Raw genomic sequence first — 17,872 nt, forward strand, 5'->3', positions numbered from 1 at the left:
CCTAAACGCGCTGAGCGCCAGATTCAGGGATTAGGCCTTGTCGGCGTACTTGGGCCGGGGTTCTGTACGGGACAGAATCCCCAAGCCAACGACCGCGGCAATCAGCGATCCTACGAGGATGCCGATCTTGGACTCGTCGGCGACAGCCGGGTCGTCGAAGGCCAAACGGGAGATGAACAGCGACACGGTGAAGCCGATGCCGGCCACCATGGACAGCCCCACCATGTGAATGCCGGCCAGCGACTTGGGGATGGTGACCCACCCCAGGCGGTGGGCGATCCATGCGAACAACGAGATGCCCGCGGTCTTGCCAACCACCAGTCCGATCACCACCCCCTGTGTCACCGGCGAGGTAACCGCATCGGAGAGCACATCTCCAGATAGCTCAACCCCCGCGGCAGACAGAGCGAAGAGGGGAATGATGATGTAGCCAGCGATGGGGTGAAGCAGTTCTTCAATCCGCAGACTCACGGGCTGCGACTCTCGAAGGTGGAATCCGACTCGGCGCACATCGTCGGTGTGTATGTGATCCTGCATCTGGAGCCACCGAGCCCAGCTACGGGCCTCGTCTTCTGATTGGAGGGGCTTGGCCGGCGTGATCAGGCCGAGGACCACTCCGGCGATGGTGGCGTGGACGCCCGATTCATATACGGCCAGCCAGAAGGCCACTCCGATGACGAGGTAAACCGGCAGGTACCAGACATGGAGTCGTCGAAGAACGAGAATGCCCGCCAGCAGTATGGCGGCGGTGAGCAGCCAATTGCTCGAGAGATCGCTGGTGTAGAAGATGGCGATGACCAGGATCGCCCCGATGTCGTCGACGATGGCCAGGGTCAGCAGGAACACCTTCATCTGACGGGAAATGCGATTGCCGAGCAGCGACAAGACACCGATGGCAAAGGCGATGTCGGTGGCCATGGGTATACCCCAGCCGTCCTGACCCGGACCGCCGGAGTTGAAGGCGAAGTAGACGAGGGCGGGCACCACCATGCCGCCGAGAGCGGCTACTGCGGGCAGCGCGGCGAAGCGGGGGTCTCGAAGCTGGCCGTTCACCATCTCTCGCTTGATCTCCAAGCCGACCACGAAGAAGAACACGGCCATGAAACCGTCTTGAACGATGTGCTCAAGATCGTGCTCGAAGTGATAGTCGCCCACCGAGAAAGACACGTGGGTGTGCCAGAAGTCGAAGTAGGAGTCCTGCCAGGGGGAGTTGACCCACACGAGGGCGGCCACGGTGGCGATCAACATGAGAACGCCGCCGGCAGCTTCAATGGCCGCGAAGTGGTGGATGGGGCGACCGATGTAACGAGCCAACCGACTGGGGCCGCCCAGGAAGGTCAGATCGCTGAGGGGGTTCTTGTCAGCCACCGGGGTCGAACGTAGCGCCTTTGGGCTTGGCGTACTCAGTCACAGCCAAGCCAGGTCTATGAGTTATTGGTTGGCAGGCGCATGATCAGACACACCTCTGTTCCGTCGGGGCTGCTGTGGATCTCGGCCTTGTCGGTCAGAACCCGCATGAGATACAGCCCGAGGCCCCGCTCGTATTCCAGGCGGGTGGGATCGTCGGGCTCGGGGAGGACCTCAACCTGATCGGGGTAGAAGCCAGAGCCGCGATCGGTGATGTGCACTTCGATGCGATCGGCGGCCAACGTGCAGCGAATCTGGATGGAATCGTCCAGACAGGCTCGAGCGTGGGCCTCCATGGCGTTGGTGGCGGCCTCGGAGACGGCCACCTTCAGATCTTCCAACCGCTCTCGGCTCAGAGCAGAGTCCATGTCGGCAGCCTCGACCACCAATGAGCGGACTAACGACAGGTACTCCGGACGAGCGGGCACCTCGAAGTCGATGCTGGTGGGATCGGTGGTCACAAGCCCGACTGATCGGTGGCGGCGGCTACTGAGTCGAACACGTCGAGGACGCGGTCGAGCCTGGTCAGCTCGATGAGCTCGGCGAGGCGCGACCCCACCGAAACCAACCGGATATCTCCTCCCGCGCTCCGGACGCGCTTGGCCGCACCCATCAGCACGCCCAGTCCGGTGGAATCGATGAAATCCACGCTGGAAAGGTCGATCACCACGTTCTGGGCGCCGGTGCTGATCACCCCCAGCAGCCGCTGTCGGAAGCGGGGGGCGGTGGCCATGTCGATCTCGCCGGTAACGGTCAAAACCTGCCACTCACCGCGTGAGGCAACCGCTACACCGAATTCCACGAAATATCAGACTAGCGGCCACCCCAATTCGTTTCCGGTGACGCGGCTATTCCACCCGCACGGTCAATTCCTCCCGGATGCTCACCGAGGGAAACAGGCGGCCCACGATGGGAACCTCGAGTTTGGGGTGGTAGCTCACCGCTATCCGAAGACGGCTGCCGGCGCTCCGGCTGCCCGCTATGTCCACATGCAGCCTGGCGGGGTCCAGCTCGGTCGCGGCGGTGGCCGCGGCGGTAGCCGTCTCGACGGTGGGATCGACCGCTGCGGCCCGCGCCGCCTCTCGGGTGGCGTGAACCACCAACACATGGTCGCGCACCAAAAGGCCCACCTGAACCAGCGCCAGCACCACGGCCAGGAGCAGCGGAAGCACCAAGGCGGTCTCGACGGCGGCTTGGCCTCGGTCACGGCCCTGAACGCCGGCACTCGTGGGCAACTCCGCGGCCCCGGTCAGCTCACCAGGCCGGTGATGTGGCGAAAGACAGCGTCGAGCAAGTTGGAGATGCGATTGGTCTTGGTGACCCAAGACACCAGCAGCATGGCCACCGCGGCCGCGCCCAACAAGACGAGGGCGTACTCCGCGGTGGCCTGGCCTCGCTCGCCGCGGCAGCGGATCAGCCAAGCGTTCAAGCTCATCAGCAGTCGAAGCAGGATCATGGGGGACTCCAGTGCGGTAAGGATTCCGAGGGGGAAGAAGAAGGCCCGGTCATCGGCGCATCGCGACCAGAGTCTCGGCAATGACCGGGGCCAACGTGAGGAGGATGAAAGCGGGCAGGATGCAGCCCACCAGCGGGAGCAGGAGCCGCAGGGGCAAGCGGCGGGCGTGCTCTTCGGCTTGGCGGCGGCGCAGCAGTCGGCTGTCGGCGGCCACCTGCTCCAACGCAGGTCCCAATTCGGTGCCGTAGCGGTCGCCGTCGATCAGCACCCGCACCAGTGGCCGCACCGGTTCGCCGATGCTGTCGGGCAGCGGTTCCAGTGCATCGGCGAGCCGCAGGCCAGCCTGGGCCTGTTGCGCCGCGTCGGCCAATCCCCGCCCCACCGGGCCGGGAAGTCTGTCTCCCACCGCGGCCACGGCCAAGTGGATGTTGAGGCCCGATGAGACAGCCAGGCGGAGCAGATCCACAGCTTCGGGCAGCTCCTCGATGATCGCGGTCTGTTGCCGGCGGCGCTGCCGGGCCTGCCGTCGGTGGGGGGCCACCCATACCAGCAGTCCCGTGCCGATTCCCAGCACGGGATGCACCGCCAATGCGATCACCCCAGCCAGAGCGAAGCCGACCGCAGGCGCGGTCTTCGGCGAGCGGAACCGGGGCGGAGCCGGGGCGGGGGACCGAACTTGGCGGGGCCGTGTCTGCCATCCCCACAGCACCACCACTGCCGTCCACAGCAGACCCAAGGCGATGGGAAGACCCATTTCAATCGCGGGGATTGACGATTCGATGCATCCACAGTGCACCGATGGCATCGAGGCCCAACCCTGCGACCAGAACCGCCAAGCCGAGGCGGGTGGTGAACAAGAAACCCATGGCCTGATCACCAACACCAGCGGAAACAAGCATGAACCCCACGGGCAGGGCCGCGATCATCATGGCCGAGATCCGTGCTTGTGATGTCAGGGAGCGCACCTCAAGGTTGAGAGCCGCCCGATCCCGTAGCGTGGCGGCCACACCGTCGATGGCCTGAGCCCGAGCCCCGCCCGCGGTAGCGGCGAACGCCATGGCGGCCGCAGCCAGACCGGCGCCGCTGTTGGGGCGGCGACCGGCCCACCGGTCGAACACATCGGCGCTGCGGAGTCCGCGCTGAAGCTCTTCAGCCAAGGGCGCGACCTCGCCGTGCAGAGGAGATGGCGTGTTGGCCGCGGCCTCTACGGTGGCCGGGCCGAGTTGAAGGCCGGTGCGCAGGCCGCGGGCGATGGCCTCCAAGAAGCCGGGCAGTTGCCCGTCGAGTATCCGATCGCGGCGGTGGCGGTTGGCTCTCAACGCGATGAGGGACCCGGCCGCAAAGCCAGCCGCGCCCACGGGCACCCCCACGACACCGGCCTGAACTGCGCCAAACCCGGCTCCGAATGCCGTCACCACTCCCAATCCCTGCCAAACCTGAGCCGAAGTCAGGCTCAGGTCGGCCTGGGCGGCCATGTTTTGAACACGACCGGCGATTTCTGCCAAAGCGGCTTTGGCCCCGATCATCGTTCCAACCATCGGGTATCGGGTTCTGGGGCGTCGGGTATTCGGGGCACCACCGCAGGCAGGCTGTGCAACCGGTGCTCGTCGGCAACCTGACGCAGCCGGGGACGGCTGCCGTCGCCGTCCTCAGAGCGGTCGATCACCGCCACCGAGGTAATGCGCCGTCGGCCGTCGGGCCGGCGGGAAACATGGACCACCATGTCCACCGCGGCGATTATCTGCTCGCGCACTGCGGCCAGAGGCACCGCGCCTCCGTCCAAGAGCACCATGGTCTCCAAGCGGCTCATCGCGTCGGCCGGGCTGTTGGCATGACAGGTGGACAGCGAGCCCTCATGGCCGGTGTTCATGGCCTGGAGCATGTCCAGGGTCTCCGCCCCTCGAACCTCGCCGACGATGATGCGGTCGGGCCGCATCCGCAGGGCGTTGCGCACCAGTTGGCGGATCGTGACCGAGGCGACCCCGTCGCTGTCGGCCGGCCGGGCCTCAAGACGCACCACGTGGTCGCTGGCCAAGGCCAGCTCGGCGGCGTCTTCCACCGTCACCACCCGCTCGCCGGGGGCAATGGAGGCAGCCAACGCGTTCAACAGCGTGGTCTTGCCGGCCCCGGCGCCGCCCGACACCACCAGATTGCAGCGAGCGGACACCGCCCAGCGCAAGGCCGCCACCACCCCTGAGGGGGCGAAGTCCTCCAGAGGAACCGGGCGGACGGAGAATCGGCGGATGGTCACATAGGGGCCGTCAACCGCCACCGGCGGCACCACGGCGTTGAGGCGGGAGCCGTCGGCGAGGCGGGCATCCACCATCGGGGAACTGCGGTCGATACGGCGTCCCAACGGTGCCACCGCCTGCTCGATGAGCAGTTCAATGGTCTCGGTGTCGAGGATCGTAGACGTGGCCTCCAAGCGGCCGAGGCGCTCGACCCACACCGGTCCTGGACCGTTCACCATGATTTCCGACACCGACGGGTCGCGCAGAAACGGCTCGATGGCCTCCCGCCCTCCCCCACTGCGACTCCAGGCCACCGCTCAACCCCCTCAGATTTCCTCGGTCAGCCGACCGAGGGCTTTGATCGCGCCTTTGGGCACCCGCGTCCTCAGCATTCCGGCGTCTACCGCTCGGGCGATGTCGGGATCGACGGCCACCGTCGTGAGCACCGGCGCGCCGATGGCCCGCTCGCAGTCGGATCGAGTCAGAGCCCGACCGGCTTCAGCAACCAGCACCACACCACTGGGCCGCACCGGGAGCGAGACCGTTCGGCGCAAGGCCAGATAGCACGCCCGGGTGACCAGTATCGACCGGTCGGCTTCGGCGGCCAGCCGCCAGCGCAGCTCGTCATCGCCCGGACCGCCGCCCGACGGCTCGGCCGGCGGGTGCAGCACACCCGCATCGACCACAACGATGGCGTCGGTGGTCAGCCAGTCCACGAGCTCGTCGGCTCGTCGAGTGCCCATCGGGCCCTGTCCCCGAGGAAGCAGCGACAGGCTGGGAGTCAGCTCTTCGAGCACCCGTTCGAGCGAGCAAGGGGCGAGATCGCTGCGGAGCCACTCGGCCAACCCCGACGACGCCTCAGCGCAGCCGAACACTGCGGGCAGGTCGCCGCAGAGATCAATCAGCAGAACAGGCCGGTGGCGTTCCTGGGCAGCATGTAGGCTTGCGAGAGCCGCGATCACAGTTGTGCCAGAACCCCCCTTGGTTGACCAATAGGTCACCAACATGGAAACCTCCGCGACTTGATCGCTTCGGCGGACAGAGGGGAACTCAGAACAATCTATGTTGAAAATGTCCGATAATCAACAGAGATTTTCTGGAGGGCACGACATAGGTCGTATGCTCCGGCCGTTTGCCGGGCTCGTTGTGCCAGTCAGCGCAGTCATCGCCGCCCTGGCGGTGGGCGCCATCCTCCTGGGGGTGTTCGGGGCCAACCCGCTCACCGGCTACCGGGAGCTGTTCACCGGGGCGTTCGGCGGCCCTGATGAACTGGCCGCCACCGCCTTGAAGTCCATACCCCTGATGCTGGTGGGCGTCGGCATCTGCATCGCCTTCCGCACCGGCGTCATCAACATCGGTGGCGAGGGCCAGATCATCATGGGGGCAATTTTGGCCACGCTGGTGGCCCTGGCCCTGCCCGATGTCCCCCGTCCCATTTTGGTTCCGCTGGTCATGATCGCCGGAGGCGTCGGCGGAGGGATATGGGGGGCCATCCCCGGCGCGCTCAAGGCCTACAGCGGGGTCAATGAGATCCTCAGCACGATCATGATGAACATCATCGCCGGGTTCTTCATGAGCTTCTTGCTGGAGGACTGGCTCATCGAACCCGGCGCCATCAGGATCCAGCAGACCAAGCGTTTGAGCCACAACGCCGACCTGCCCATCTTGCCAGGTGGTACCCGCCTCCACTTGGGCATCGTGGTTGCCCTGATAGTGGCCATCCTGGGGTACCTGCTCCTGCATCGCAGCAGCCTGGGCATGCGCTTGCGGGCGGTGGGACACAATCCCCATGCCTCCCGCTCAGCAGGAATGAAGGTCGAGCTCAGCATCACCCAGGCTCTGGCCTTCAGCGGCGCCTGTGCCGGCATCGCCGGTGCGGTGCTCGTGTTCGGGAGCGAGTCGCACCGCCTGATCGGCGAAGGGGGGCCGTTGGCCTTCACCCAGAGCGCCGGATTCAACGGCATCGTGACCGCACTGTTCGGGGGGCTGCACCCGCTGTTCACCGTGCTGTCGTCATACCTGTTCGGCGGCATGCTGGCCGGGGGCATCTCTCTGCAACGGGCGGTGCAGGTGCCCCAAGCCCTCGTGATCGCGCTCAACGGTGTGGTGGTGGTGTTCGTGGTGGGCAGCCTCAAACTGCGATCCCGGGTGCAGCGCTGGGCTGAGGGCGATATCCAGATGGAGGATCGGGCATGAACGACTTCTTCACCGTCGCCATCATCACCGCCACCTTGGCGTCGGGCATCCGGCTGGCTGTTCCCTTCCTGTTGGCCGCACTCGGCGAAGCCGTGGGCCAACGGGCCGGGGTGCTCAACCTGGGGGTGGAAGGCGTCATGCTCATCGGCGCATTCGCCGCTTATTACACCGCTTTGGAGTCGGGCAGCGCCGCCTTCGGCCTTTTGATGGGCCTGGTGGTAGGGGCGGTCATGGGGCTCATCTATGCCTTCATCACCGTGGTGATGCACGCCGAACAGGGCATCAGCGGAATCGGGATCTATCTGTTCGGCCTGGGCTTCACCGACCTGCTGTTCCAAAAGCAGGTGGGCACCCCAAGGCCCATCAGCGGATTGCAGGCCAAGCCCTTCGACTGGCTGGCCGACGATACCGGACGGGCGGGCGAACTGCTGTTCAGCCACACCATCTTGACCTACGTCGCTTTCTTGCTGGTGCCCGTGATCTATTTCCTCATCACCCGAACCACCTTCGGCCTCAATGTGCGAGCCGTCGGGGAGAATCCCCAAGCGGCCGACACCCTGGGCGTGAGCGTGAACGGCATCCGCACCGCGGCCATAATCATCGGCAACACCATGGCCGGGCTGGCCGGAGCGGCCCTGGCGCTGGAGATCGGGATCTTCCAGCAGAACCTCACCGCCGGCCGGGGATTCATCGCCATTGCCCTGGTGTACTTCGGGGCGTGGAGGCCGGTAGGGGTCATGACCGGCTCCCTGCTGTTCGGCATCGTGTCGTCCACGGTGCTGCAACTCCAGGTGCAAGACGTCATCTCCGGATCAGTGGCATCCATCGCCAACATGGCTCCCGCGGTGTTGACGGTGATCGTGCTGGTGGTGGTGAGCCGGCGCATCGGCCAACCAGCCGCCCTGACGAGGCCGTTCACCCGGGACGGTTGATTAGCTGACATCGCGGGGCGCGTACGGTTGGGCCGTGCGGGCGCGTCACTGGGCGGTCTTTTGGGTGTGTATGGGGGCGGTGTTCCTCGTCACCCTGGACGCCACTCTGCAACCGCTGGCCCTGGTGAGCATCGGGGAGAGCTTCAGTGCCAGCCGCCCCTCGACCGCCTGGGTGCTGAGCGCCTTCTCCATCTCGCTGGCCACGTTTGTTGTAGCCGCCGGGCGCCTCGCCGACCGGACCGGTCGTCGACAGAGTTTCCTTGTCGGCTTGGCTCTGTATGTTCTCGGCTCGGTGGGGGGTTGGCTGGCGCCCGAATTGTGGGTGCTGGTGTTGTGCCGGGCGCTGCAAGGGGCAGGGGCGGCATTCGTGATGCCGGCATCACTCGGTTTGATCTTGGCAGTGTGGCCCGAAAACGACCAGACCCGGGCCATAACCGCATGGACCGCGGTAGGCGGCGTTGCTGGCGCCCTGGCACCTACCTTGGGCGGTTTGCTCATCGACGTCTGGGGCTGGCGAGCGGCCTACGGGCTGAGCGTGGTCATCGGTGTGCCGTCGTTTATCGCCGCCCGTGCCCTGCTTACCGAAACCGAACGCAAGGTTGTTTCCCGGCTGCCCGACTTTGTCGGGGCGCTTATGGTGGCGGCCAGTCTTGGGCTGTTGACCCTCAGCCTGGTGCAAGGCCGGACGTGGGGCTGGACCGACAGCCGCATCATCGTTGCCTTCGCCCTGGCCATTGTGTTGGTGCCACTTATCCGCCAGCGCATCTTGAGCCATCCCGCTCCGATCGTTGAGCCGCGGTTACTCAAGCTGCGGACCTACCGGCGAGCTCTATTCATCGCCATCGCCATTCCCAGCTTCCTATTCCCCTACTTCGTGATGATGGTGCAGTACCTCGAGCAAGTATGGGACTACCGCCCGCTCAGGGCGGGGCTGGCCCTGCTGCCCTTCCCCGCGGCGGCCACCCTGGCCAGCGTTTTGGCCGGACGGCTGAGCCGCCGTTTCGACGAGCGCACCATTGCGGTAGCCGCCATGGCCACCACCACGGTGGCGGTGGTGTGGCTGCGGGTTGTGCCAGGCCCCGAGCCGGCCTACTGGACGGCGTTCTTCGTGCCCATCTTGTTGGGCGGCATCGGCGGCTGGGGAATGGGCTTGCCCATGATCAACGCCATCGGCGCCCGAGACCTCGACAACGAGACTTACAGCCTGGGAATGGGAGTGCTCTCGACCGCCCGCCAAGTAGGAGCGCTGACCGGCCTGGCTGTCGCCTTCGGCCTCCTGGGCAACGTGTCCGAAGCCGAGCTCTTCAACCGCTTCCAACAGATCTGGACCGTGCTGGTAGTGCTGTCGGTGTTAGGCGTATTCGTCGCCCTATCCCTCCCCCGCCGCCCCACTCCCCATCGGTCTTAGTTAGGAGTCAGCCCCAGAGGATCTAGCGCCTGGCCTTTTTGTGGCTATCAGCGATCGCCTTACCGATGATCTTGTCGGTCTTGCGCGAGCCAGCGAGGGCTCCCCCGCTTGCGCCGCCGACGCCGCCAGCCCTAGGCGGGAAGGCGGCTTTGGTGGCTTCTCGGATCTGTGTGGTATCAGGCCGGTATCCTTCCGGAGGCATATGGCGCAGCAGTCGCAGGAAGTTCACCAGTCCCTTGAGCGGATTGCGGGCCATGTTGACGATCCTACCGAGCCGGAGGATTTAGCGCCTGGCCTTCTTGTGGCTATCGGCGATCGCCTTGCCAACGATCTTGTCCCTTTCAGGCCCGCTGCCGACGGCCCCCCTAGCGTTTGGAGGGTGGACAGCGCGTGCAGCGTTTCGAATCTCCTTTGCACCTGCGTTATACCTACCCGTTGTATCCGAAGGCATATGGCGCAGCAGTCGTAGGAAGTTCATTAGTCCCTTGAGCGGATTGCGGGCCATCTCGGAGTTCCTTTTGTGTCGGGGTCTAGGCGTATGCCCAACGTTACCGGCCAAATGGAGCCAACGGGCCTGCGTTCCCGGTTGCCGGCCTGCGGAATCGGCGAATCTGAAAGACTGGGCGAATCTGAAAGACTGGGCGTGACTGAGAGGAGACGGTCATGGATTATCCTGCCACATTCGAGTTCAACGCACCGGAGAGGGTGGCCCGCTGGAGGGTCATCGGCAACTTGATCCTGTCGATTCCCCACATCATCGTGATCTATCTCTTGGGGATTGTGGGCACGGTGATCGACGTCCTTTCCTGGATTGTCATCGTGTTGACCGGAAAGCTGCCCGCCGGCCTGGCCGGGGTTAGCTGCATGCTGATCCGCTATCAGACTCGAGTCGGGGTGTTCATTGTCTTCATGCGGTCGTCCTACCCGCCGTTTGACTTTGACACCTCCAGCCAAGACAACGGCAAGGACCCAGAAGTCACGGTGAACTTCGAGCCGGAGTTGGAGGGTCGCAGCCGCCTGAGCGTCTTCTTCCGATTCATCCTCCTGATCCCGGTCGTCATCGTGGGAATGCTCTGGGGGATTCTGGCGGAGCTGGCTGCAATTGTTGCTTTCTTCGCCGTGCTCATCCTCGGCCGCTGGCCCAAAGGGCTGCTCAATTTCATAGTTGGGGTCAACCGCTTCAGCGTCCGCACAAGCGCCTATTGGTCCCTCCTTACCGACAAATACCCTCCTCTGGGCCTGAGCTAGCTGGGGGAAAATGCCAGGGGGATGCGTTTGACGCCGACTCCTACATTGGTGGTGGGGCCGGCGGCCAACCACTCCACTTCGCCGGTCAGGTGGAAATCGTTGAACCGGGCTAGGAGTTGTTCGATCATCACCGACACCTCTCGCTTGGCCAAGTTCGCCCCCAAGCAATAGTGCGGCCCACCGCCGCCGAAGGAAACGTGCGGGTTGGGGTCGCGCTGCAAGTCGAACCGGAACGGGTCGTCGAACGCCGTCTCGTCTCGGTTGGCCGACGGGTACCAGAGCGTGACCCGGTCGCCTTCCTTGATTGACTGGCCGGCCACCTTCACATCCCGGGTGGCAGTACGGCCAAACAGCAGAACAGGACTGGACCAGCGGATGATCTCCTCCACCGCGGTGCCCATGACCTCATCGCTCCGCTCGGCCAGTAACTCCATCTGGTCGGGATGGTCCATCAGCCCCAACAAACCCATTGACAGGGCATTACGGGTGGTCTCCGATCCGGCCAGCCCCAGGATCACGAAGAACATGTCCAGCTCCATCTCGGTGAGGCTGGTCGAGTCCCCGTCGGGACCGTCGATCTCGGCATGGGCCAGAATCGTCCACACGTCGTCGGCTGGTTTGGCTCGCTTGGCTTTCCCCAGATCACGGGCGTAGCACCACAGATCGAACTGGGCTTTGTCGTTGTCCTCGGGGCCCAGGCCCGATGCCGGATCCCACGCTTTGATCATGACATCGGTCCGCTCGAACACCCACGGCCGGTCGTCTTCGGGAATGCCCATGATGTCGGCGATGATGTGCATGGGGAGCTGGTAGGCCACTTCGCTGACGAACTCGCACTCGCCCCGTCCGGCGATCTCGTCCAGTATCTGGATGGTTCGGTTCCGGATGTGCTCGTCGAGCTGGGCGATCATCCGAGGGGTGAACCCGGCGCTGATCAACCGCCGCATCCGGGAATGCTGGGGCGGGTCCATCGACACGATCATGTGGTTGCGGTGCTCCACTTGCGTCTTGTAAACGCCTGACCCGTCTATCGCCGAGAAGGTCTCCCAATCCCGGTTGGCCGCCTGCACGCTGGCGTGGTCGCACAGCACCCAAAACTCCACCGGCTCCTCCGTGCGGGCAAACTCCGCCGGTGGATGCTTGAACACCGGTGAGGAAGCCCGCAGCCCGGTGAACAGATCGTGGGGAAAACCCTGCTTATACAGATCATTCCGGCACAGGTCGATTTCGGCCACAGCAACCATCGCCTCACCATAGGACACTCTTGTTCGTGCGGGTGCGGAGTCGGCGATTCCCACAATGACCGCTCCCCCTGCGTTCGAGTTTCTCAAGAAACATGAACTTTGGCTCGGACCGTCTTGGGGGTTGGGGTCGGTAGGGTTGGGGGGTGACTTTGTTGCGTGAGAGGGGGGCGCCAACTTTGGAGGATGCCCATAGGGCGGCTGATTGCCTGTCGCGGCTTTTTGATCCTGGTGAGATCTTGCTGTTTGGCTCAGTGGCTAAGGGCGACCCCTCGCTGGGGTCGGACATAGATTTGGTGCTGGTCTTCGACGACTTGGGCGACTATTCCGAGTGCCGGGCCATCGTTCAGCAGGCCCAAGAGGCGGTCGAACAGGCCACCGGATTGGCGTCCGACATCCGAGTCACCGATCGGCCCGAATGGGAAATACGCAGCAAGCGCTGCCGTTCGACCTTTGAGGCCCATATCGCCGCACACGCTGTAACCCTCAGCTCGCGGCCTCCGAAAACTGCCATCAATTGGCACAAGGAGATCGGTATGGCCCCGTCGGACGAGCAGCAGGCTGCCGACAGCCTCGAGAACACCACAAACGCCCTCAACGATCTCTTGCCGGCTCTGCGGCCCTATCAACATGAGAGCGATGCCCTTTTGGCTGGCGACATCAAGTACGCCGACAGCATGGAACGCAGCCGGCTGCTCAATCTTTGCGGCCAAGCTCAGCTCGTGATGGAAACCGCCCTCAAGGCCCTCATTCACGCCCTGAAAGGCCCCCACCCCGAGCACACCCACAGCATCGGCGGACTTCTGCGAGTCGCCGCTGGGCAACTCGAACACCCCACCGCATCCCGACTCGCCGCCACCCTCGGGCCCATCACCCCTGGTGAGGCGTCGGTGTGGCGCGAGACCGGTACCTATCCGGCCGATCGGCGGGTTCAAGGCGACCCCGAAGAAGCCACCCCTGAATTCGCCGCCCACATGGCCATCGCAGCCGCGGGCATGGCCCGAGTCTGCATCAATCTCATCACCGACGAACTGGGCGCCCCACCGCCAGCCGCCGAATTGGCACTCATCCAATGCCAGCGCATCCAAGAGGAAATCGAGGGCATCTGACCTCTTAGTACGCCTCTTGGTGGGGCGGGTACGGTGTCGGCGTATCCAAAGTCGTGCCCGAGGGAGTTCCGTTGAGGATGCAGGAGAAGCAGAGCGTGCGGTATGAGCTGGTGTCGGCGGACTCTCATGTGAATGAGCCGCCTGATTTGTGGGTTGATCGAGTGCCTGCCCGCTTCAGAGACCGGGCGCCCCGCATGGAGAGCTTCGAACAGGGCGATGCCTGGGTAATCGAAGGGGCGCATGACCCCATCAACTTCGGCGGCAACTGCTCGGCGGGCCTTCCCGCCGACCAGCGCTCGGGCTGGGTCCGCTGGGAGGACGTGCGAGCCAGCGGCTATGTACCGGCGGCCCGGATCGCCGAACAAGACCAAGACGGAGTGGACCTCGAGATCCTGTATCCCACCCCTCGAATCGGCAATCAACTGGTATGGCACCGCGACGACGCCGACTTTCATATTGCCTGTATACAGGCCTACAACGACTGGCTGGCCGAGTTCTGCGCCCACGACCCCAGTCGTTTGTGGGGGGTAGCGATTCTGCCCAACGTCGGAGCGGATACCGCGGTGGACGAGTTGCATCGAGTGGCCGCCATGCCCGGAATCAGGGGAGTGATGCTCGGCCGGTGGCCCAGCGGCGATGAGGTGCTGTCGGCTGATGACGACCCGGTGTTCGCCGCCGCGGCCGAAGCCGGTCTGCCCCTTTCCATCCATGTGGGCTTCGCCACCCATGCCCAAGGCGATGTGGCCAAGATGAAGCTCACCGGCTCCATGCGCTTCTTCGACATGCCGGTTCGAATCACCCAGCTCATTGAGGGCGGCGTGTTCGACCGCTTCGGCGACCTCCAGTTTTTGGCGGTGGAAACCGACAGCTCGTGGTTCCCCTACCTCAGAGAGCAGATGGATGACCGGTTCCGCCGGGCCAACCCCGCCACTCGGGCACCCATACATCGGTCGCCCGGCGAATATTTCGACACCAACATCGCCTCCACGTTCATCACCGACCATTACGGCATTGTCAATCGCCACCACATCGGCGTCACCCAGATGATGTGGTCGAGCGACTTTCCCCACGGCGGGTCGGACTGGCCGGAATCTCTCCAGACCATAAACAGCCACTTCGAGGGAGTGCCCGACGACGAACGGCACTCCATTCTGGCCGGCAACGCCCTGCGCATCTACGGACAGAAAGTGAGCCCATGAGAGTCGGCGACATCACCGCCCCCGAGCACGCGGCCAACGGCAAGCCGCTCGACGGCATCCGGGTGCTGGCCATCGAGCAGATGCAGTCGCTGCCCTATGCCACCCAGCTCTTGGCCCGCATGGGCGCAGAGGTGGTCAAGATCGAGCACCCGGTGCGAGGCGACCTCGGCCGGGGCTCGACACCCAGCATTGTCGATCCCGACGGCCGGCCTGTGGGCAACACCTACCTGCGGAACAACCTCAACAAGCGCTCGGTGGGGATGGATCTGAAGAACTCCAAAGCCATCGACCTCATCCGCCAGATGATCACCAACTTCGATGTGCTGGCCGAGAACCTCAAGCCCGGAACCCTGGACAGGAGCGGCTTGGGCTATGACGATCTGGCCCAACTGCATCCTGGTCTCATCTACCTATCGGTTTCGGGGTTCGGAAACCTGAACGACTCTCCCTACGGCCATTGGCCGGCCTATGCCCCCATCGCCGAGGCCATGGGCGGTCTCTACTCCATCAATCGAGCCGAGGGAGAGAACGTGAAGGTGTCCCCGGTGGGGGCGCTAGGCGACACCGGCTCAGGTCTCTACGCCGTGATAGGGGTGCTCATGGCTCTGCGCCAACGGGAGCGCCACGGCCACGGCCAGCACGTGGACATCGCTATGTTCGACGCCATGGTGGCCTTCGGCGACATGGTGCCCAACTACTGGTCGCTGGGGGCCGACCCCCGCATTCCCACCGCCATCATCAACGACGGCTTCCCCATCAACTCCGGCGAGTTGGTGATGCAGGTCGGCCGGGAACACCAGTTCGAGCGCCTCTGCCATCTCATCGGCCGCCCCGAATGGCTCGAAGACGAGCGGTTCTCCACCCGCGACGGATGGCGGGAGAATCTGGATGAGATTCGGGCTGCGGTCCGCGCCTGGGCCGGTGACCGAACCACCGTCGAGGCGGCCAACGACTTGGCCGCGGCCGGACTGGCCGCGGCCCCGGTGTTCGAGGCCCCCGACGTGATCGACGATCCCCACGTGGCTACCCGCCACATGATGGTGGAGATCCCCCGCCACGATGCCGAAACCCCGGTGCTCACCCCCGGCAACCCAGTGAAGATGTCGGCGGTCAGCGAGGGCCCCGACACCCGCCCGCCGTGGCTGGGCGAGCACACCAACGAGGTTCTGGCCGCCGAGCTCGGATTGAGCGACGAGGCCCTCGCTGAACTGCGAGCCGACGGCGTCATCGGTTGATGGCCTCGCCCCCGCTTCGCTTTGAGCAGCGCACTGCCATAGTCACCGGGGCGGGCCAGGGCCTGGGCCGGGCCTACGCCCTACTGCTGGCCGAGCGGGGCGCCCAGGTGGTGGTGAACGACATCAACGAGGCCACCGTCGACAGAGTGGCCGAGGAGATCATCAACGCAGGCGGCATCGCCATCGCCGACCACCACAGCGTTACCACCCCTGAGGGGGGCATCGCACTGGCTGAGCAGGCCCAAGACGCCTTCGGCGCGGTGCATATCGTGATCAACAACGCCGGGGTGAATCGGCCTGCCGAATTCGTCGACCTGACGCCTGAGTTGTTCGATGAGATGATCGCCATTCATCTGCTCGGACCATGCCACGTTTTGTGGCCGCTGTGGCCCACCATGATCGAGCAGGGCTACGGCCGGGTGGTGAACGTGGCCTCCGGTGCGGTGTGGGGCCTGCGGGGCCAATCGGCCTACGCCGCCTGCAAGGCCGGGATCATGGGCCTCACCCGAACGCTGGCCCGAGAGGGCCGCTACCACGGCGTACAGGTCAACTGCGTACTCCCCTGGGCCGTCACCGACCAGAGCCCCGACCGCTCCGGCGAGGAGTTCGGCCCCATCATCGAAGCCCACATACATCCCGAAAACGTCGCCCCCGCCGTGATCTGGCTAGCCCACCAAGACTGCCCCGCCACCGGCGAGTCGTTCACCGTAGACGGTCCCCGCATGGCCCGCCTCGCCTGGATAGCCAGCCCAGGCCACACCGACCCAACCCCCACCCCCGAGTCCTACCGAGACCACTGGGATCAGATCATGGACCTCACAGAGTTCACCGTCCCCACATCAACCAACGACCACATGCAAAACACGGTGATGCCCCACTTCAGTCCATCGACAGAGGAACCGCCTCAACGCCGGTAACCCACGGTCGCCCTGCCGCAGCGAGCGCTTCCCACTTGGCGGCGTTGCCTGCTGGGTCGGTCTGGCCGAGTTCTTCGGGCGTCGGGCCGATGATGTTCACCAGCGGGGCCAGGGCCTCGGTGTCGAAGCCGTAGAACTCGGCGGCGTTCAGCCCCAAGATGGCGGCGGTGTCGTCGGCGGGGATGTCCCAGAAGGCCTGGGCCAGCGACTTGCGGGTGTGCGGCCACGTGCCCTCGGGGTGGGGGAAGTCGTTGCCCCACATGATGTTGCCCACGCCGATCTCGAATCGCCGGGCCAGCTCCCGACGCCGGGTGTTCGACGCCCCGATGGCGCAGTTGCGGTCGAAGTAGTCGCTGGGACTCAGACTCAGGTGGCCGTAGGCATCCGCGGCCAGCTTCTGGGCCCCGCCGTGCTCCCGGGAGTAGGTGGCGTCCATGGTCCACAGCATGTCGGCCGCCCAGAAGCAGCCGCATTCGGTGACCGCATAGCGCAGCCCCGGATACCGCTCGAATACGCCCGAGTACAGCAAGAACCACAGCGGGCGGGTGGTCCACCACCGCACCTCAGCCACATACATGCCGATGAACCCAGGACCGGTGCCGTATTCGGCCCGGGGAGCGGCCCCCGAGTGGGTGTGAACCGGCATCTCCAAATCCTGACAGGCCGCCCACACCGGGTCGTAGCGCCGCTCGTGGTAACCGGGGCCCTCATTCCACATCGAAGCGATGAGAATGCCGCCCCGCAATCCCGATTCCCGAGCTCGGGCAATCTCGGCCACCGCCGCATCCACATCATCGATGATCGGCACCACCGCCACCCCGGCGCGACGCTCCGGGCTGTCATTGCACAGCTCGGCCAGCCACCGGTTGTGGGCCCGAGCCCCGGCCATCAATAACTCGGGATCCTCGGCAAACGACATGCCCAGCCCCGCCCCGAACGGGGCCGAAGCCCCCCCGGTCACTGCGTCGGCATCGGGAAAAATCACCTCGCCCGCGACGCCGTCCCCGTCCAGCTCGGTATCCCGCCGGGCCGCATTCCAGCCACCTCGCAGCCCCTCCTCGTTCTCGCCGAACCACTCCTCCTCGAACTCGGCGTTGCCCATGATGTTGCCCTGGTTGCGAATCGCCTCCCGCTTCACCAAGAAATCATCGAAGGCACCGTGGTACTTCGATTCCAAATAGTCCCGATACTCCACATTCGGCAGCCCCGCATGGCAGTCCGAAGAAATCACCAGATAGTGCTCAGTCATGTTTTCCCCCTTGAGCGAACACTAGCCAAAGAAGCCAAAACCTG

20 protein-coding genes are annotated in these 17,872 nt (G+C 64.8%); 8 read left to right on the forward strand and 12 right to left on the reverse strand.

Annotated elements, in window-relative coordinates; all coding sequences use genetic code 11:
* Positions 1-30: 30 nt before the first annotated feature.
* Genes nhaA through ACOGJC_RS09935 form a run of 9 tightly spaced genes read right to left on the reverse strand, consistent with a single transcriptional unit; the run spans position 31 to position 6,056 of the window.
* Positions 31-1,368 (reverse strand): Na+/H+ antiporter NhaA, encoded by a 1,338-nt coding sequence (nhaA, locus tag ACOGJC_RS09895; protein ID WP_419844836.1) that lies wholly within the window; start codon positions 1,366-1,368, stop codon positions 31-33.
* Between the two features lie 56 nt (positions 1,369-1,424).
* Positions 1,425-1,868, reverse strand: coding sequence for an ATP-binding protein (locus ACOGJC_RS09900; RefSeq protein WP_419844837.1), 444 nt, complete (start codon positions 1,866-1,868; stop codon positions 1,425-1,427).
* Positions 1,865-2,209: an STAS domain-containing protein gene (locus ACOGJC_RS09905; RefSeq protein ID WP_419844838.1), complete on the reverse strand. Its 345-nt coding sequence runs from the start codon at positions 2,207-2,209 to the stop codon at positions 1,865-1,867. Before ACOGJC_RS09905 ends, ACOGJC_RS09900 begins: the two co-directional genes overlap by 4 nt.
* A gap of 46 nt (positions 2,210-2,255) precedes the next feature.
* On the reverse strand, positions 2,256-2,642 hold the full coding sequence (locus ACOGJC_RS09910; protein WP_419844839.1) for a TadE/TadG family type IV pilus assembly protein: 387 nt from the start codon (positions 2,640-2,642) through the stop codon (positions 2,256-2,258).
* A 14-nt stretch (positions 2,643-2,656) separates the two neighbouring features.
* Positions 2,657-2,863 carry a DUF4244 domain-containing protein gene (locus tag ACOGJC_RS09915; protein ID WP_419844840.1) on the reverse strand — a complete coding sequence of 69 codons (207 nt, stop codon included), beginning with the start codon at positions 2,861-2,863 and terminating at the stop codon, positions 2,657-2,659.
* Positions 2,864-2,912: 49 nt separating this feature from the next.
* On the reverse strand, positions 2,913-3,617 hold the full coding sequence (locus ACOGJC_RS09920) for a type II secretion system F family protein (protein ID WP_419844841.1): 705 nt from the start codon (positions 3,615-3,617) through the stop codon (positions 2,913-2,915).
* Position 3,618: 1 nt separating this feature from the next.
* Positions 3,619-4,389 carry a type II secretion system F family protein gene (locus ACOGJC_RS09925; RefSeq protein ID WP_419844842.1) on the reverse strand — a complete coding sequence of 257 codons (771 nt, stop codon included), beginning with the start codon at positions 4,387-4,389 and terminating at the stop codon, positions 3,619-3,621.
* A complete protein-coding gene (locus ACOGJC_RS09930; protein WP_419844843.1) occupies positions 4,386-5,408 on the reverse strand; it encodes a CpaF family protein in 1,023 nt (340 codons plus the stop codon). Before ACOGJC_RS09930 ends, ACOGJC_RS09925 begins: the two co-directional genes overlap by 4 nt.
* 12 nt (positions 5,409-5,420) lie before the next feature.
* The gene (locus ACOGJC_RS09935; RefSeq protein ID WP_419844844.1) at positions 5,421-6,056 is read right to left on the reverse strand and encodes a hypothetical protein; all 636 of its coding nucleotides are present in this window, start codon (positions 6,054-6,056) and stop codon (positions 5,421-5,423) included.
* Between the two features lie 157 nt (positions 6,057-6,213).
* On the opposite strand from ACOGJC_RS09935, the gene ACOGJC_RS09940 reads away from it, so the two are divergent.
* Genes ACOGJC_RS09940 through ACOGJC_RS09950 form a run of 3 tightly spaced genes read left to right on the forward strand, consistent with a single transcriptional unit; the run spans position 6,214 to position 9,630 of the window.
* Positions 6,214-7,290 (forward strand): ABC transporter permease, encoded by a 1,077-nt coding sequence (locus tag ACOGJC_RS09940; protein WP_419844845.1) that lies wholly within the window; start codon positions 6,214-6,216, stop codon positions 7,288-7,290.
* The gene (locus ACOGJC_RS09945) at positions 7,287-8,222 is read left to right on the forward strand and encodes an ABC transporter permease (RefSeq protein WP_419844846.1); all 936 of its coding nucleotides are present in this window, start codon (positions 7,287-7,289) and stop codon (positions 8,220-8,222) included. The genes ACOGJC_RS09940 and ACOGJC_RS09945 overlap by 4 nt, the downstream gene beginning before the upstream one ends.
* 34 nt (positions 8,223-8,256) lie before the next feature.
* Complete coding sequence (locus tag ACOGJC_RS09950; protein ID WP_419844847.1) at positions 8,257-9,630, forward strand: MFS transporter; 1,374 nt, start codon at positions 8,257-8,259, stop codon at positions 9,628-9,630.
* Positions 9,631-9,652: 22 nt separating this feature from the next.
* Here ACOGJC_RS09950 and ACOGJC_RS09955 read toward each other — a convergent pair whose 3' ends face one another.
* A complete protein-coding gene (locus tag ACOGJC_RS09955; RefSeq protein ID WP_419844848.1) occupies positions 9,653-9,886 on the reverse strand; it encodes a hypothetical protein in 234 nt (77 codons plus the stop codon).
* A gap of 407 nt (positions 9,887-10,293) precedes the next feature.
* On the opposite strand from ACOGJC_RS09955, the gene ACOGJC_RS09960 reads away from it, so the two are divergent.
* Positions 10,294-10,878, forward strand: a complete 585-nt coding sequence (locus ACOGJC_RS09960; RefSeq protein WP_419844849.1) for a DUF4389 domain-containing protein — start codon at positions 10,294-10,296, stop codon at positions 10,876-10,878.
* On the opposite strand, the gene ACOGJC_RS09965 is transcribed toward ACOGJC_RS09960, so the two are convergent.
* Positions 10,875-12,122 (reverse strand): cytochrome P450, encoded by a 1,248-nt coding sequence (locus ACOGJC_RS09965; RefSeq protein ID WP_419844850.1) that lies wholly within the window; start codon positions 12,120-12,122, stop codon positions 10,875-10,877. The two genes, ACOGJC_RS09960 and ACOGJC_RS09965, sit on opposite strands and share 4 nt — an antisense overlap.
* A gap of 143 nt (positions 12,123-12,265) precedes the next feature.
* On the opposite strand from ACOGJC_RS09965, the gene ACOGJC_RS09970 reads away from it, so the two are divergent.
* The 4 genes from ACOGJC_RS09970 to ACOGJC_RS09985 all read left to right on the forward strand — a co-directional run bounded on the left by ACOGJC_RS09970 (position 12,266) and on the right by ACOGJC_RS09985 (position 16,579).
* Positions 12,266-13,228, forward strand: a complete 963-nt coding sequence (locus ACOGJC_RS09970) for a nucleotidyltransferase domain-containing protein (protein ID WP_419844851.1) — start codon at positions 12,266-12,268, stop codon at positions 13,226-13,228.
* Positions 13,229-13,305: 77 nt separating this feature from the next.
* The gene (locus tag ACOGJC_RS09975) at positions 13,306-14,427 is read left to right on the forward strand and encodes an amidohydrolase family protein (protein WP_419848222.1); all 1,122 of its coding nucleotides are present in this window, start codon (positions 13,306-13,308) and stop codon (positions 14,425-14,427) included.
* Positions 14,424-15,662, forward strand: coding sequence for a CaiB/BaiF CoA transferase family protein (locus tag ACOGJC_RS09980; protein ID WP_419844852.1), 1,239 nt, complete (start codon positions 14,424-14,426; stop codon positions 15,660-15,662). Before ACOGJC_RS09975 ends, ACOGJC_RS09980 begins: the two co-directional genes overlap by 4 nt.
* Positions 15,662-16,579 carry an SDR family NAD(P)-dependent oxidoreductase gene (locus ACOGJC_RS09985; protein WP_419844853.1) on the forward strand — a complete coding sequence of 306 codons (918 nt, stop codon included), beginning with the start codon at positions 15,662-15,664 and terminating at the stop codon, positions 16,577-16,579. Before ACOGJC_RS09980 ends, ACOGJC_RS09985 begins: the two co-directional genes overlap by 1 nt.
* On the opposite strand, the gene ACOGJC_RS09990 is transcribed toward ACOGJC_RS09985, so the two are convergent.
* Positions 16,542-17,828, reverse strand: coding sequence for an amidohydrolase family protein (locus ACOGJC_RS09990; protein WP_419844854.1), 1,287 nt, complete (start codon positions 17,826-17,828; stop codon positions 16,542-16,544). The two genes, ACOGJC_RS09985 and ACOGJC_RS09990, sit on opposite strands and share 38 nt — an antisense overlap.
* Positions 17,829-17,872: the final 44 nt, after the last annotated feature.

Origin of the sequence: Candidatus Poriferisocius sp., assembly GCF_965204015.1 — a bacterium.
Lineage (GTDB): Bacteria > Actinomycetota > Acidimicrobiia > Acidimicrobiales > Bin134 > Poriferisocius.